This is a genomic window from Mesorhizobium sp. M7A.F.Ca.CA.001.10.2.1 (genome assembly GCF_003998575.1).
Classification (GTDB): Bacteria; Pseudomonadota; Alphaproteobacteria; order Rhizobiales; family Rhizobiaceae; genus Mesorhizobium.
Map to the genome: position 1 here is coordinate 1 of NZ_RZQY01000074.1, position 15097 is coordinate 15097.

A 15097-nucleotide genomic window follows, 5' to 3' on the forward strand; every position below is an offset into this window, starting at 1 on the left:
GACCTTGCTCGAAAACGCCATCGCCGGCACGGTCTGAGGCGTTTTCCGCGCCGCAAAGTGATCTGAAAAGGGGCTATGAAAACAAGGGGGAGGATGACGGGCAAGGCAAAAACTAGTTAGCCGGAAAAAGAATCGCGGAGCGATTGCTACATCAGGTTAAAAAGAGTTTACTTTTTCGCACTGCGAGCAGCCGCTTTCACAAAGCTTTCATCTGGCTGTCACATGAAAACGATACCGCATCGCAGGCGTCCAACGGCGTCAGTTCAACGGAGAGAACACATGTTCAAATTCACGGGGAAAGTGCTTTCCCTTTCGGCCGCGGCGCTTTTCGCGTCGACGGTGATTTCGTCCGCGGATTCGCTGGACGATCTCGTCAAGGCCGCCAAGGCGGAAGGCCAGCTCACCACCATCGCGCTGCCGCATGACTGGTGCGGCTACGGCGACGTCATTGCAGGCTTCAAGGCGAAGTATCCGGAAATCACCGTCAACGAACTCAATCCCGATGCCGGTTCCGGCGACGAGATCGAGGCGATCAAGGCCAACAAGGACAACAAGGGCCCGCAGGCGCCCGACGTCATCGACGTCGGCCTGTCCTTCGGCCCGACCGCCAAGGCCGACGGCCTGATCCAGCCCTACAAGGTGTCGACCTGGGACTCGATCCCCGACAGCGCCAAGGATGCCGAGGGCTTCTGGTACGGCGACTATTACGGCGTGCTGTCGTTCATGGTGAACAAGGATCTGGTCAAGGAATCACCGAGCGACTGGGCTGACCTCTTGAAGCCGGAATTCGCCAACGCGGTTGCTCTTGCCGGCGATCCGCGCGCCTCGAACCAAGCCATCCAGGCGGTCTACGCTGCAGGCCTTTCCGGTGGCGCTGCAGCCGGTGAAGCCGCCGGCACCGCTGGCCTCGACTTCTTCAAGAAGCTCAACGCCGCCGGCAATTTCGTTCCGGTCGTTGGCAAGCCGGCAACCCTCGCCCAGGGCCAGACCCCGATCCTGATCAACTGGGACTACAATGCGCTCGCCGGCCGCGACACGCTGAAGGGCAATCCGCCCGTCGACGTCGTCGTGCCGAAGACCGGTGTCGTCGCCGGCGTCTACGTGCAGGCGATCAGCGCCTACGCGCCGCATCCGAACGCAGCCAAGCTGTGGATGGAGTACCTCTACTCCGACGAAGGCCAGATCGGCTGGCTGAAGGGTTATTGCCACCCGATCCGCTTCAACGATCTCGCCAAGAATGGCAAGATCCCGGCGGACGTGCTGGCAAAGCTGCCTCCGGCGGAATCCTATGCCGCAGCAGTGTTTCCGACGCTCGACGAGCAGGGCAAGGCCAAGGAAGCGATCAGCAAGAACTGGGACGCCGTCGTCGGCGCCAACGTGAAGTAACTCACACCATGCCGGGCGGCTTCGCGGCCGCCCGGTCCTTCTCTCGAAGACGGTAGCCGGCGCATGACTGATATCTCATTGTCCGACCACGCTGTTACCGGGAAGACTGCGCCTCCCGCCGAAGCACGCAGCATGCGGCTGCCGACACAATGGCTTGGTGTCGCGCCTTTCTTCATCTTCGCCATCATGTTCCTCATCCTGCCCACGCTCTATCTGATGCTGGGTGCATTCCAGAACGATGCCGGCGAATTCACGCTCGAGAACATCGCAGCGCTGGCGCAACCGTCCATCGTTGCCGCCTACTGGGTTTCGATCAAGATCAGTCTTGCGTCATCGCTGATTGGCGCATTTGCGGGCCTGGCGATTGCCATCGCCATCGTGCGCGGTGGCCTGCCAGACTGGATACGTTCGGCGACACTGACGTTTTCCGGCGTGGCCTCCAATTTTGCCGGCGTGCCGCTGGCCTTTGCCTTCCTCGCCACGCTCGGCCGCCTCGGCCTTGCGACGGTGATCCTGAACACCGTGTTCGGCCTTAACATCTACGCGCACGGCTTCAACATCCTGTCATTCTGGGGCCTGACACTGACCTATGTCTATTTCCAGATACCATTGATGGTGGTGATCATCGTGCCGGCCATCGACGGACTGAAGAAGGAATGGGGCGAGGCCGCCGCGACGCTGGGCGCGACCATGTCCCAGTATTGGCGCATGGTGGTCATTCCGGTGATCTGGCCGAGTTTCCTCGGCACCGTGATCCTGTTGTTCGCCAACGCCTTCGGCGCCATCGCCACCGCCTATGCGCTGACCGGCTCGTCGCTCAACATCGTGCCGATTTTGCTCTATGCACAGATCCGTGGAGATGTGCTGCACAATGCCCATCTCGGTTATGCCATCGCCTTCGGCATGATCGTCATCACAGGTCTTGCCAATGTGTTCTACATCTGGTTCCGGACCCGTTCCGAGAGGTGGCTGAAATGAAGTCGGGAAAGTTCTGGGCCTGGCTCGTCTTTGCTCTTGGCGCGGCCTACTTTTTCATCCCGCTGATCGCGACCGTGGAGTTCTCGATGCGCATGCGGCGCGGGGAGTACTCCTTCGACGCCTACAAGGTCGTGTTGGGCGATGCCCGCTTCCAGGCCACCTTCGGCTATTCGGTACTGGCCGCCGTTTTCACCATCATTCTCGGCGTGCTGATCGTGGTGCCCGCCGCTTATTGGATTCGGCTTCGGCTGCCGCAATTGCGGCCGATCGTCGAATTCATTACCCTGCTGCCGCTGGTCATTCCGGCCATCGTCATCGTCTTCGGCTACATCAGAATGTACGGGTCGAATTCGCCGCTGCCGTTCCTGGCGACCGATACAGGCACCAATGCCTTGCTGGTCATCGGCTATGCAACACTGGCGCTGCCGTACATGTATCGCGCCGTCGACACCGGGCTTCGCACCATCGACGTGCGCACACTGACGGAGGCGGCACAGATCCTTGGTGCTGGTTGGGGGACGATCATCACCCGTGTCATCCTGCCCAACGTGCTGATCGCGGTGCTCTCGGGCGCCTTCCTCACCTTCGCCATCGTCATCGGCGAATTCACCATGGCCAGCCTGCTCAACCGGCCGGCCTTCGGCCCCTATCTGCAGAATATCGGCGCCAACCGCGCCTATGAGCCGGCGGCACTTGCCATCATCGCCTTCGCCATCACCTGGGGCTGCATGTCGCTGATACAGATCCTGTCCCGCTTCGCGCCGAGATCGGCGAACCGTCCGAACTGAAAGTCAAAGCCATGGCCGACCCATTCCTCTCCATCCAGCACGTTCGAAAATCCTTCGGCGCCACCACGGTGGTCGAGGACTTCAATCTTGACGTCGAGCGCGGCGAATTCGTCTCCTTCCTCGGCCCGTCCGGCTGCGGCAAGACCACCGTGCTGCGTATGGTGGCGGGCTTCGAGGAGCCGAGCGCCGGCACGATCGTCGTCGGCGGCAAGGACATTACGAGGTTGAAACCCAACCAGCGCAATGTCGGCATGGTGTTCCAGGCCTATGCGCTGTTTCCAAACCTGACCGTGGCGCAGAATATCGGCTTCGGCCTGAAGGTCGCCGGCATGCCCAGGGCGGACATCGATGCTCGTGTCGCCGAGATGCTCGGCATCATCAAGCTGCCGCAGATGGCGGATCGCTATCCCTACCAGCTCTCGGGCGGCCAGCAGCAACGCATCGCGCTGGCCCGCGCCATCGCGCCGAAGCCGAAGCTCTTGCTGCTCGACGAGCCGCTGTCGGCGCTCGACGCCAAGGTGCGCGTGTCGCTGCGCGAGGAAATCCGCTCGATCCAGAAGAAGCTCGGCATCACAACCATTTTCGTGACGCACGACCAGGAGGAGGCGCTGTCGATCTCGGACCGGATCGCCGTCATGTATGGCGGCAAGGCCGAGCAGGTCGGCACGCCGTTCGAGATCTACAACCGCCCGGCGACCAAGTTCGTCGCCAATTTCGTCGGCACGCTAAACGTGCTCGAAGGCACCGTCACCGATGCCGCTGCAGGCACGGTGCGGGTCAATTCCGAACAGGTTTCGCTCAAGGGCAAGCTCAACGGCTCCAAGTCCGGCGACACGCTGTCGCTGGCGCTGCGTCCGGAAGCGATTTCGCTGGGCCGTCAGCCCGGCCGTGACTCCAGCCTTTCGGGAGAAATCTCCGAAGTGCATTTTCTCGGCTCGGTCATCCGGGTTCGCGTCGGCATCGGCGGCAACACGGTCTCGCTCGACACCTTCAACAGCCCGGCAACCCCGCCGCCCGCTGTTGGTGAAAAGGCTGAGATCTCGTTCTCGTCGAGCGACATGCTGGTGCTGCACTAAAAACGGCAACACCGGCTTGGATGGCCAAGCGAAGCGAAGCCAGTGTTCTATTCGGTGGGGCAACGTCCCCAAAGGATAGGTTGCGCGAAGCTGAAATCGATCTCCAGCAGGGTATTGGGTGTCATCATCAGCAATGCACTCGTCCCGTTGGCGTTCTTCAGAATTTCCTTACCGTTTCCACTGCCGAGCACCTCCATTTGCTGTTCGATGTTCCATCGGTAGTTGTAGGATATCCCCGTTTTGAAAATGTACTCTCTGTGGATCGCGTGCTTCGAACGGGTAACCGGACCAATAATGTCGAAGGAATAGTCCGTCAATTTCTTAAAGGACTCTCCAAATTTATCACAGTATTTCTTCATGTTGTCTTCGTTGGTCAGGTCGGAATAACCAAGGTCGATCCACTTCCCTTCGATGAGAGACATCATTGTCTCGTTAGTCTTCTGCGCCCAAAGCCCCATGCCCGGATCCGGTCGCGTCGTTCCCAGAAGTTTGATCTTAGCCGCCGCCAATTCATCATATAACGCGGAAGCGCCAGCCGCCGGCGAGAGCAGTATCAATGTGAACAGCGTTGCGGACAATCTCAGCATGGGAGGTCCTCGATCAGCCAATTGTTGCGACATGACTTTGGCGACCAGTAATAAACGACCGTTGGTTTTCATAGGTCAAGGCTGATTGTTATGCTGGCCTGGCCTCAAGCTGGCGCGATGAAGGGCTTCGAAATCGCCTGGAAGACCGGCAGGGCTTCCATCCGTGTGGCGTGGGCTTCCAGAGCCGGAAAGCCCGTCAGCGAAACCAGCCCGGGATGGGCCTCGTCGATGAAGCGGAGCGCCGCGGCAACCGCGATGTCGGCGTGACCGATGCGGCCGTCGAACCAGTATGGTGTCGGCCCCTCCTGACGATCGGCCTCCAGCACAGCCAGAACAGCTTCGATCTGTGTACGGCAGCGCCCGATCCAGAGGTTCGAGACTTTCTCGTGCAGTCGCAATTCGTAGAACAGGCTGATCGCCTTGTCGCCCAGCCCGGTCGCAAGGGCCGAGACCTTCAGCGCCTGATGGCGCGCCGGTTCGGTCGCCGGAAACACCCGTCGGTCGGCCGGAACCAGGCTGTCGAGGTAGTCGAGCATCAAATGGCTCTCGATCAGCACCTCGCCATTGTGTCGAGCCCCAGTATCGGCACATTGTAGGGCCGAATCTTGTCGGCATCGCCGAAGGCCGACCAGGAACGATGTTCGTAGGCAATTCCATACAAGGTCAGCGCGATTCCGACGCGGCGGACGAAAGGCGAGTCATACTGGCCGATGAGGATCATGCCATTCTTGTACGGCAAGAGGCTGTTTAAGGCGTACTGCCAGAGGGCTTGAGTTTGATGGCCAATCGACCCCATCCTGCAGGTATATCTGCGCCGGCAATCCCGTCTCACTGAAGTAACAGCCCATGGCTCTTTTCGAACTCACCCTTGTCCTGCTTTTGATCGCTGTCGCGCTGACGGCGCTGTCGCGGCGCGTACAGGTTCCCTATCCCTCTTTGCTGGCGCTGGCCGGGGTGGCCATCGCCTTCGTGCCTGGCGTGCCGACCATAGAGATCGATCCGGAACTGGCGCTAGCCCTGTTCATCGCGCCGGTGCTGCTCGATGCCGCCTATGATACCTCGCTGCGCGATCTCAACCGCTACAGGGTGCCGCTTGTGCTGCTGGCGCTTGGCGCCGTCCTTTTCACGACAGCGACGGTCGCACTTGCCGGCTGGGCGATGGCAGGCCTGCCGATCGCCGCGGCCATAGCGCTTGGCGCCATCGTGGCGCCGCCCGATGCGGTTGCGGCATCGGCCGTGCTTGGCCAGTTCAAGGTGCCGCACCGCATCACTGCCATTCTGCAAGGCGAGAGCCTGCTCAACGACGCCACCGCCTTGCTGATCTACCGGATGGCGATTTCGGCGGCGGCAGGTTCCATTCTGCTGAGCAGCGCCGTTCCGATGATCCTGCTGTCCACGCTCGGCAGTCTTGCGGCCGGCTACCTGCTTGGCCGGGTGTCTCTGATGACGCTGGGCCGGATCGAAGACCCGGCGAGCGGCACTGTGGTGCAATTTGCCGGCACATTCGGGGTCTGGATCCTGGCCGACAGGATCGGACTGTCGGCCATCATCACCATAGTCGTCTATGCCATGACGATCGCCCGCACCGCGCCGCGCCGCATGCCGGCCAGAAACCGCATCAGCTCCTATTCGGTCTGGGAGACGGCGGTCTTCGTGCTCAATGTTCTGGCTTTCGTGCTGATGGGCCTGCAGGCGCGTACGATCGTCGGCCGGCTTGCCGGGCAAGGGCAGACCGATGCGTTCGTCCTGGCTGGGACAGTGCTTGCCATCGTCATCGTCTCACGCCTCATCTGGGTGTTGGGGTGCGGCGCGATCATCAGGTGGTTTGGCCGTTTCGGCGTGGCTGATCGTCAGCGTGACGCTCCGTCGTTTCGTGGCGGCGTGCTGATCGGCTGGTGCGGGATGCGCGGTTTGGTGACGCTTGCGGCGGCATTCGCCCTGCCGGCTGACTTCCCGGCCCGCGACCCGATCGTGCTCGCTGCCTTCACGGTTGTGCTCGGCACGCTGGTGCTGCAAGGCATGAGCCTGAAGCCGCTGCTGCGCCTGCTGAACCTCGACCCTGACGAAACGGTCGACCGCGAGATCGCGCAGGCGCGCGTCGTGGTCATGCAAGCCGCGCTCGACATATTGAGCGGCAAGACATCGGACGCGGCGGCCGCGGTGCGCGAGCAATATGCCGCTCAACGCAAGATCGCCAAAAATCCCGACGATGCCCAGGCGGCGACCGAATATGACCGCTTGCGTCTTTATGCGATCAAGAGCCAGCGCGACGCGCTGGAGGAATTGCGCCGCAACGGGACGATTGGCGACGAAGCCTATCATCGCCTTGAGGAAGAGATCGACTGGACCGAACTGGCGGCGTCGCCACCCGGCCGTTTCCAGCCGCTGAATACATAAGGCATCGCACGCCGTTTTCCGGCGCACGGAAGATATCGAAGTGCTTCGGGATCGGTGCATGATCCCGGTGAAGGGCAAGGCTGGTCCAAGCCACGTCCATTCTCCTGCACATTGCCACCGTGGCATCGAACCGTTACTGCCAACACGAAATTGAGCCGGATAAGCAATGAAGCTGGTCAGCTACAACATCCAGTACGGGTTCGGCGGCGACGGCCGCTACGATCTTTCGCGCGCCGCGCGCATCGTTGCCGGCGCCGACATCATTGCGCTGCAAGAGGTCGAGCGGCACTGGCAGCGCAGCAATTTCGACGACCAGCCGGAACTGCTTTCGCGTCTGCTGCCCGAACATCACTGGGTCTACGGCCCGGCCTTCGACATGGATGCCAGCGAAAGGCGCGACGGCCGTCTGGTCAATCGGCGCCGCCAGTTTGGCACCATGCTGCTGTCGAAACTTCCGATCGTCTGGTCGCGGCTGCATGCGCTGCCGATGCGCCGCACGCAGCGGCCGCTCAACACCCGCAACGCCGCGCTTGAATGCATGATCCGCACCCCGGCAGGGCCGGTGCGGGTGTTGTCGCTGCATCTCGCCCACATCGCGGCCGAGGAGCGGCTGGAGCAGATCGACTACCTCATGGCCGAGCATCGCCGGGCACCGTCCGATGGCGGACCGTGGAGCGGCGTCGACGACGAGCCCACGCGCAATTGGACCAGCGGCGAAGCGGAGCCGGAAAACCCGCTGGCGGCGATCTGGATGGGCGATTTCAACATGGAGCCGGACAGCGCCGAGTATCGCCGCATCGTCGGCAGCACGCCCTACCATAGGGGTGCCGCCTATCTCAGCGGTTTCGTCGATGCCGCCGCCGTTGCCGGGGAGCCGGTTCCGGACTTCCACACCCATGTGAAGACCATCGACGGCCGACTGGCAAAGCGCCGGCTCGACCATTGCTTCGTCGGCGGCATGTTCGCCGGGCGGGTGCGTTCGATCAGTGCCGACATCGGCGAGGTTGCCTCGGATCATTTTCCGCTGCGGGTCGACATAGACCTGGAAACGCCCGGCATCGCCACATGACGCTTTTCGTCTTCTTTGCAGTGCTTGCCGCCGCTGCCATGCACGCGATCTGGAATGCGCTGGTCAAGGTTCATCTCGACCGCTTCCTGTCGATCACGCTGATGACATTAGGCATGGGCGCGGCGGCACTCGTGGTGCTGCCCTTCGTCGAAGTGCCGAAGGCGGAGGTGTGGCCCTACATCATCGCCTCGGTCATTTTCCACATGGGCTACCGGACCTTCCTGATCGGCGCCTACAAGGCCGGCGATTTCGCACAGACCTATCCGCTGGCACGGGGCACAGCACCTCTGCTCTCGGCCTTTGGAGGCATGTTCGTCGTTGCCGAGATTCCCGGCCCGTTCGCCATGCTCGGTATCTTCCTGTTGTCGGCCGGCACGCTGGTGATGTCGTTTCGTGGCGGCGCGCATCTGGAAAAGCTTAACCTGCGCGCGGTCGGTTTTGCGCTCGGCACCTCCATCTTCATCGCCAGCTATACGCTGTCGGACGGCAGTGGCGCGCGGCTGGCGGCAACCGCGCAGAGCTATGCCGCCTGGCTGTTCATCTGCGATGCTTTTGGCGCGTTGGTGCTGTGCCTCATCTTCCGTGGGCCGAAGGCACTGCCGGTGCTGGCGCGCGACTGGAAGGCAGGGCTGTTCACCGGCGTGCTCAGCGGCGCCGCCTACTGGATCGTCATGTGGGCGATGACCAAAGCACCGATCGCTTCGGTGGCCTCGCTGCGCGAAACCTCGATCCTGTTCGCCATGATGATCTCGGTCTTCGCTCTCGGCGAAAAAATGACCGGCTGGCGCGGTGCCGCCGCGCTCAGCATCGTGGCCGGCGTCGTCGCGCTGAGGCTTGGTTAGGCGCCGCTCAGGTCAGGACGGTCATCACCTGGCCACGTCGTTCCGGGCTGAAACGGATGACGACGATGATGCAGACGGCGACCACGCCTGCGAACAGCGCCAGGGCATAGCCATAGCTGCCTCCGGCGCTTTCCGCGATTCCCGCCTGATAGGGGCCGCCATAGGACGCGGCGAGATTGCCCGCCTGATAAATAAAGCCGGGCAAGGTCGCCCGCACCGCGCCGGGCGAAAGCTCGTTGAGGTGCACGGGGATGACGCCCCAGGCACCCTGGACCGCGACCTGCATGACGAAGGCGCCGATGGCGAGCATGAACGGCGTGGTCGAGTAGGCCCATAGCGGGATGGATGGCAAGGCGATCAGGCATGCCAGCGTGATGGCGTTGACGCGGCCGATCTTCTCCGACAGCGCGCCGAAAGCCAGGCCGCCGACGATGGCGCCGATATTGGCGACGATGGTGATCCAGCTCACCGTATGCGGATCGAAGCCGTGCTGCTTCTTCAGGAAGGTAGGGTAGAGGTCCTGCGTGCCATGACTCAAGAAATTGAAGAACATCATCAGGACGACGGCATAGAGCGCGACGCCCCAGTGCTTCTGCAGCGTTTCCCACATGCCCGGTCTCGCGGTCTTCTGCGCTTCGACGAAGGCCGGCGATTCCGGCACATGCGATCGGATGAAGAGCACGATCAGCGCCGGCACGAAGCTGAGCAGGAACATGGCGCGCCAGCCGATCGTGTAGCCGCCGATCGTCTGCTGATAGAGCAGGCCATAGACCACCGCCGCCAGCAGATAGCCGGCCGGATAGCCGCATTGCAGGATGCCGGAGACCATGCCGCGTGCGCTCGGCGGAATGGATTCCATGGCCAGCGAACTGCCCAGTCCCCATTCGCCGCCCATGGCGATACCGAACAGCGCGCGCAGCGCCAGGAAAATGCCAAGATTGGGCGAGAAGGCGGCCAGCGCGCCGATCACCGAATAGCTGACGATGTTGAGCATGAGGATGGGCTTGCGCCCATATTTGTCGGCAAGCATGCCGAAGAAGAACGCGCCGATGAAGCGTGTCGCCAAGGTCAGGAATAGCGCCTTGGAGACTGCGGGCACGTCGGCGTGGAATTCGGTCGCGATATCGGTGAGCAGGAATGTCAGAAGGAAGAAATCGAAAGCATCGAGCGTCCAGCCCAGGAATGAGGCGAGGACGGTCTTCTTCTGCTGCGAATTAAGGGGCAAATCTTCCTCCATCATCATCGATGGGGGGAATTATCGGCCAGTTCAGGGAAGACCGGTGGTCACGTTTTCGCGTGGCTCATTTGATCGAACGCCAGCTGGAATGGCGGAAGGTGCGATGAGAGCGACCGGTGCCATCTGTCGATGAACTCGATCGTGGCTTGAGGGTGAGGTCTAGATTTCGAGATCAAACACCAGCAGTCCGTCCGTGCCGCCTTCCAGGGCAGCAACCAGGCGCGCGCCGGCGCGCTGGTGCGCTTCATGCACAAGATAGGCATCGCGCGCGGCAGCATCGCGGAAATCGATGGTGAAGCCGTGGGTGAAGCCGCGTGCGAACGGCTCCGGGCTGACATTGGCGCTTAATTTTACGGCGTCCATGCCGTCGATCACCTGTCGAAGCGCCTCGAGATCGGAATGGATCGCCATGCGCTCGGTGGTGGCGACATCATTGCGGAATCTAGCGAAAACACAGTGCCTGATCATATCTTACCCCTCAGTGGCTAAGCAGCCCGGTTTCCGGAAAACACCGCCGGCGGCAGCGGCTCGCGGCCAAGGACCAGGTCGGCGCCCTTTTCACCGACCATGATGGTCGGCGCATTGGTGTTGGATGAAGGCACGCGCGGCATCACCGAGGCATCGCAGACGCGCAGGCCCTCGATACCGCGCAGCCGCAGATCCGGCGTCACGACAGCCATATCATCATGGCCCATGCGGCAGGTGCCGACCGGATGGTGGTCGGTCTTGGAACTGCGGCAGGCATAGTCGAACAGCTCGTCGTCGCTGGCGAGCGACGGGCCGGGCAGCACCTCGCGCAGCACGTAAGGGGCAAGCGCCTTCTGCCGCATGATCTCGCGGGCCAGCCGCAGCCCCTTGATCGACATGGCGCGGTCATAGGGATCGGACCAGTAGTTCGGATCAATCAGCGGATGGTCGGCCGGGTCGGCGCTCTTCAGCCGCACGGTGCCGCGCGAGCGCGGCCGCAGGAAAGCCGAGTTCAGGGTGACGCCGGGGTTTTTCAGCTTCTCGACGCCGGCTTCGATGCCGGAGCCCAAGCCGAGATGAAACTGGATGTCGGGCGAGGCGGCTGTCGGGTCGGCGTACCAGAAGCCGCCGGTCTCGAACAGGCTGGAGGCCACCGGCCCCTTCTTCAGCAGCAGATATTGCAGGCCGGCCCAGGCCGTGCGGTGCAGCTTGGCGTAGTTGTCATAGGTGTGATCGCCGGTGCATTCGGCGATGACGAACAGATCGAGATGGTCCTGCATGTTGGAGCCGACGCCGGGCAGGTCATGCACCGGCGTGACGCCGACCGACTTCAGATGGTCCGCGGGGCCGATGCCCGACTGCATCAGGAGTTTCGGCGAGCCGATGGCGCCGGACGAGACGATCACCTCGCGCTCGGCGTGCAGGATTTTCTTCTCGCCGCCTGGCCTGTCGACCAATTCGACGCCGATGGCGCGGCCCTTCTCGACGACGATGCGCGTCACCAGCACATCGGTTCGGACGGTCAGGTTCTTGCGGGCGCGGATCGGCTTCAAATAGGCGACTGAAGCGGACGAGCGCCGGGCATCCTTCTGGGTCAGCTGGTAGTAGCCGACGCCTTCTTGGGCAGCGCCGTTGAAGTCCGGGTTGAAGGGGATGCCCATCTCCTGGCCGGCACGGAAATAGGCTTCGCAGATCGGCAGCGGCGCAATCGGGTTCGAGACGCCGAGCGGCCCCTGGTCGCCGTGAAAATCGTTGGCGTAGCGCTGGTTGTTCTCAGCGCGTTTGAAATAGGGCAACACATCGCGATAGCCCCAGCCGGCGAGGCCCTCTTCCTTCTCCCAGGCGTCGTAATCGCGGGCGTTGCCGCGCGTGTAGATCTGGGCGTTGATGGACGAGCCGCCGCCGACCACCTTGGCCTGCGTGTACCAGAAGACGCGGTCCTTCATGTTTCTCTGCGGCACGGTCGACCAGCCCCAGGAGGCGATCCCCTTCGTCATCTTGGCGAAGCCCGCCGGCATGTGGATATAGGGATGCCAGTCCTTGCCGCCAGCTTCGAGCAGCAAGACCGAGTTGCCCGGATCCTCGCTCAGCCGGTTGGCCAGAACGCAGCCGGCCGGCCCGGCGCCCACGATGATGTAGTCGGTCATGAAACCATCCATTTACAGTCGCGCCACGGAGAGCGCACCGTCGACATTGATGATCGAGCCGGTCGAAAAGCCGAGCTTGCCACCGGCGAGCGTTGCCACCACCGCACCGATATCCGATGCTTCGCCCCAGCGCTTTGCCGGCACCAGACCACCGTCGATGAGGGCGTCGTATTTGGCGGTCACGCCTGAGGTCATGTCGGTGCGGATGATGCCGGGCCGCACCTCGAACACGCCTATGTTTTCGGGAGCCAACCGCAGCGCCAGGTTCTTCACCCACATCGAAAGTGCGGCTTTCGAGATGCAGTAGTCCGGCCGCTCCGGCGATGCCATTTCGGCGCTGACCGAGGTGATGGTGATGATTGATTTCGGGGGATCGCCTGGCGCGGCGAGCATCGCCTTGGCCACGGCCTGGCTGAGGAACACAGTGCCGCGCAGATTGATGCCGAGCGTGCGGTCGAAATTCTCCGGCTTGAGGTCCAAGAGGTCACCGCGCACCACGGCGCCGACGCCGGCATTGTTGACCAGGCAATCGATACGGTCGAAGGCGCGCATCGCGGCATCGACAAGTGCGGTGTGGCTGGCGAGATCGGCGATGTCGCACTGGATGTAGGCAAATTTCGCGCCACGCTTGGTGATGTCGGCGGCAAGTCCGTCAGCGGCTGTTTCGGCAAGGTCGGCGACCAGAATATCGTAGCCGCCATCCGCCAGCGCCTGGGCACAGGCAAGGCCAATGCCCCGCGCGCCGCCGGTGACGATGGCGGAGGGGCGGGTCATTGGAAGCTAGCCTTGCGGATGTCAGCGCCGCCCCTCATCGCCCTGCCGGAGCGTTCGTCGTTCGAAAAGCCAAGCAGTTGGCTTTTCGTCCGCTGCGCGGACCACTCCTCAACCCCCCGTATAGTGACGGGGAGAAGGACGCTCGCGCCGCCGTTCTCGCCAATCGCCAAAGGATCGCCGAGGTTGCGACCAGCTTTCTTCTCCCCGTTTACGGGGAGAAGGTGCCGGCAGGCGGATGAGGGGCGGCGCAAACCGATCATGCCGTAAGCTCCACCTTGCGGATGTGATCGGCAACGCGCATTGCCTGGGCGGCGATCGACAGCGCCGGGTTCACGGCGGCCGAATTGGGCAAGAAGCTTCCGTCGACGACGAAGAGGTTCCGGTGGTCGAAGGAGCGGCAGTAAGGGTCGAGCGCCGCCGTCGCCGGATCGTCGCCCATCTTTATCGTGCCGCATTGGTGCGACGGCGTGCGCTTGTCGAAGGGGCGCGACAGAACGATGGGATAACCGCAGGCGCGGAAATTTTCGCGCATCACCTTGGTCAGCCCGTCGAGCGACCGCATGTTGGAGCGCCGCCATTGCATGACGATGTCCTTGCCGTCGACCATGATGCGGCTTTCCGGATCGGGCAGATCCTCGCACATCAGGTACCAGTCGACGGCGTGGCCGGCCATGAAATCGAGCGCGAATCCCGGCGTGTATTTGACATTGGCCCGCAGCATGTTGCCGTCGATCTTGCCGAGCAACTGGACGTTCCCCAGCGGCTTGCCGCCCTTGCCGTCGGACAGGTAATAGTCGTTCAGCATCAAGGTCTTCTGGTAGACGGCATCGTTGCGACGGCGCGGGTCGATCGCCAGCATGGCGCTGGAATTGTGGTTCATGAAATTGCGGCCGACCTGGTCGGCGCGGTTGGCTAGGCCTTTGCCATCCGATGTGGGCGAGCGCAGCAGGATGACAGCGGAGTTGACCGCGCCGGCCGAGAGGATGACCAGCTTCGGTGATACTTTCTTCAGCTCGCCATTCTGCCGGTAGTGAATGGCTGATATCGTCGTGCCGTCTGGCGAGGCTTCGAGATATTCGACGTAGGCGCCGGTTTCGAGCTTGATGTTCTGGTCGGTGAGGGCCGCCGTCAGCGGTCCCGTTTGTGCGTCGACCTTGCCTTGGCCGGTGTTCGGGAAAGCATCCCAGCCGGTCTTGCCCTCCTTCAGCCAGGTGTCGATGTCGACACCGAGCGGCAGCGAGGCCGGATGCAGGCCAAGGTTTTTCAGCTCGGCGCGGGCGCGGGCGATCGGTGCCTCGTCGGGCACCGGCTTGTAGGCGTAGGGGATCGAATGGAACGGCTCGGTCGGATCCTCGCCCAGTGCACCGCGCACGCGAAACAGCTGTTCGGCTTTCGAATACCAGGGCTCGGATTCGTCATAGGTGAACGGCCATGCCGGAGAGACTCCGCCGAAATGCTCCATGGCCGCAAAGTCCTCCTTGCGGTAGCGGATCAGCACCGCGCCGTAGAACTTCGAATTGCCGCCGACATAGTAATAATTGCCGGGGTTGAAGGCGGCGCCGCCGGCCTCACGCCACATCTCCTTCGGCCTGTAATGGCCGTCGACGAAGATCGAGCGCGTGTCGCGCGCGTGCGGCGTCGCCGGCAACGGCTCGCCGCGCTCCAGCATCAGGATCGAGGCGCCGCTGCCGGCAAGGCCGGAAGCGATCGTAGCGCCGCCGATGCCGGAGCCGATGATGACGATGTCCGGATTTGTCATGGCCTAAATCGCGTCCCGACGCGCTTTAGTTTTTTGTTTTGATGCATGTCGTTGCCCCAAAACCGGATCCACTTTTGGGCGACATACATT

General features: G+C 62.5%; 14 protein-coding genes and 1 pseudogene. 7 read left to right on the forward strand and 8 right to left on the reverse strand.

The window, feature by feature from the left end:
- Positions 1–279 precede the first annotated feature (279 nt).
- From EN964_RS07490 to EN964_RS07505, 4 genes are all read left to right on the forward strand, one after another.
- The gene (locus tag EN964_RS07490; RefSeq protein WP_127272317.1) at positions 280–1386 is read left to right on the forward strand and encodes an ABC transporter substrate-binding protein; all 1107 of its coding nucleotides are present in this window, start codon (positions 280–282) and stop codon (positions 1384–1386) included.
- Between the two features lie 63 nt (positions 1387–1449).
- Entirely contained in the window at positions 1450–2364 is a 915-nt protein-coding gene (locus EN964_RS07495) for an ABC transporter permease subunit (protein WP_127272318.1), read from the forward strand.
- Positions 2361–3152, forward strand: a complete 792-nt coding sequence (locus EN964_RS07500; RefSeq protein WP_023759707.1) for an ABC transporter permease — start codon at positions 2361–2363, stop codon at positions 3150–3152. The genes EN964_RS07495 and EN964_RS07500 overlap by 4 nt, the downstream gene beginning before the upstream one ends.
- Positions 3153–3163: 11 nt before the next feature.
- Positions 3164–4228 (forward strand): ABC transporter ATP-binding protein, encoded by a 1065-nt coding sequence (locus tag EN964_RS07505; protein WP_023810097.1) that lies wholly within the window; start codon positions 3164–3166, stop codon positions 4226–4228.
- Positions 4229–4275: 47 nt separating this feature from the next.
- On the opposite strand, the gene EN964_RS07510 is transcribed toward EN964_RS07505, so the two are convergent.
- Together EN964_RS07510 and EN964_RS07515 are read right to left on the reverse strand one after the other, a co-directional pair.
- Complete coding sequence (locus tag EN964_RS07510) at positions 4276–4887, reverse strand: hypothetical protein (protein WP_127272319.1); 612 nt, start codon at positions 4885–4887, stop codon at positions 4276–4278.
- 32 nt (positions 4888–4919) lie between these two features.
- A pseudogene (locus EN964_RS07515) lies at positions 4920–5536 on the reverse strand (glutathione S-transferase family protein).
- Positions 5537–5661: 125 nt separating this feature from the next.
- On the opposite strand from EN964_RS07515, the gene EN964_RS07520 reads away from it, so the two are divergent.
- From EN964_RS07520 to EN964_RS07530, 3 genes are all read left to right on the forward strand, one after another.
- Positions 5662–7212 carry a sodium:proton antiporter gene (locus EN964_RS07520; protein ID WP_127270713.1) on the forward strand — a complete coding sequence of 517 codons (1551 nt, stop codon included), beginning with the start codon at positions 5662–5664 and terminating at the stop codon, positions 7210–7212.
- Positions 7213–7378: 166 nt separating this feature from the next.
- On the forward strand, positions 7379–8281 hold the full coding sequence (locus tag EN964_RS07525; protein WP_127272321.1) for an endonuclease/exonuclease/phosphatase family protein: 903 nt from the start codon (positions 7379–7381) through the stop codon (positions 8279–8281).
- Positions 8278–9123, forward strand: a complete 846-nt coding sequence (locus EN964_RS07530) for an EamA family transporter (protein WP_013529691.1) — start codon at positions 8278–8280, stop codon at positions 9121–9123. The genes EN964_RS07525 and EN964_RS07530 overlap by 4 nt, the downstream gene beginning before the upstream one ends.
- Before the next feature lie 7 nt (positions 9124–9130).
- Here EN964_RS07530 and EN964_RS07535 read toward each other — a convergent pair whose 3' ends face one another.
- The 6 genes from EN964_RS07535 to EN964_RS07560 form a co-directional block, all read right to left on the reverse strand.
- On the reverse strand, positions 9131–10366 hold the full coding sequence (locus EN964_RS07535) for an MFS transporter (protein ID WP_127269874.1): 1236 nt from the start codon (positions 10364–10366) through the stop codon (positions 9131–9133).
- Positions 10367–10519: 153 nt separating this feature from the next.
- The gene (locus EN964_RS07540; RefSeq protein WP_127269872.1) at positions 10520–10828 is read right to left on the reverse strand and encodes a Dabb family protein; all 309 of its coding nucleotides are present in this window, start codon (positions 10826–10828) and stop codon (positions 10520–10522) included.
- Positions 10829–10845: 17 nt separating this feature from the next.
- Positions 10846–12474 (reverse strand): GMC family oxidoreductase, encoded by a 1629-nt coding sequence (locus EN964_RS07545; protein WP_127272322.1) that lies wholly within the window; start codon positions 12472–12474, stop codon positions 10846–10848.
- Positions 12475–12486: 12 nt separating this feature from the next.
- On the reverse strand, positions 12487–13248 hold the full coding sequence (locus EN964_RS07550; protein WP_127269732.1) for a 3-ketoacyl-ACP reductase: 762 nt from the start codon (positions 13246–13248) through the stop codon (positions 12487–12489).
- Positions 13245–13508, reverse strand: a complete 264-nt coding sequence (locus tag EN964_RS07555) for a hypothetical protein (protein WP_127269730.1) — start codon at positions 13506–13508, stop codon at positions 13245–13247. The genes EN964_RS07550 and EN964_RS07555 overlap by 4 nt, the downstream gene beginning before the upstream one ends.
- Positions 13505–15007: a GMC oxidoreductase gene (locus EN964_RS07560; protein WP_127276280.1), complete on the reverse strand. Its 1503-nt coding sequence runs from the start codon at positions 15005–15007 to the stop codon at positions 13505–13507. Before EN964_RS07560 ends, EN964_RS07555 begins: the two co-directional genes overlap by 4 nt.
- Positions 15008–15097: the final 90 nt, after the last annotated feature.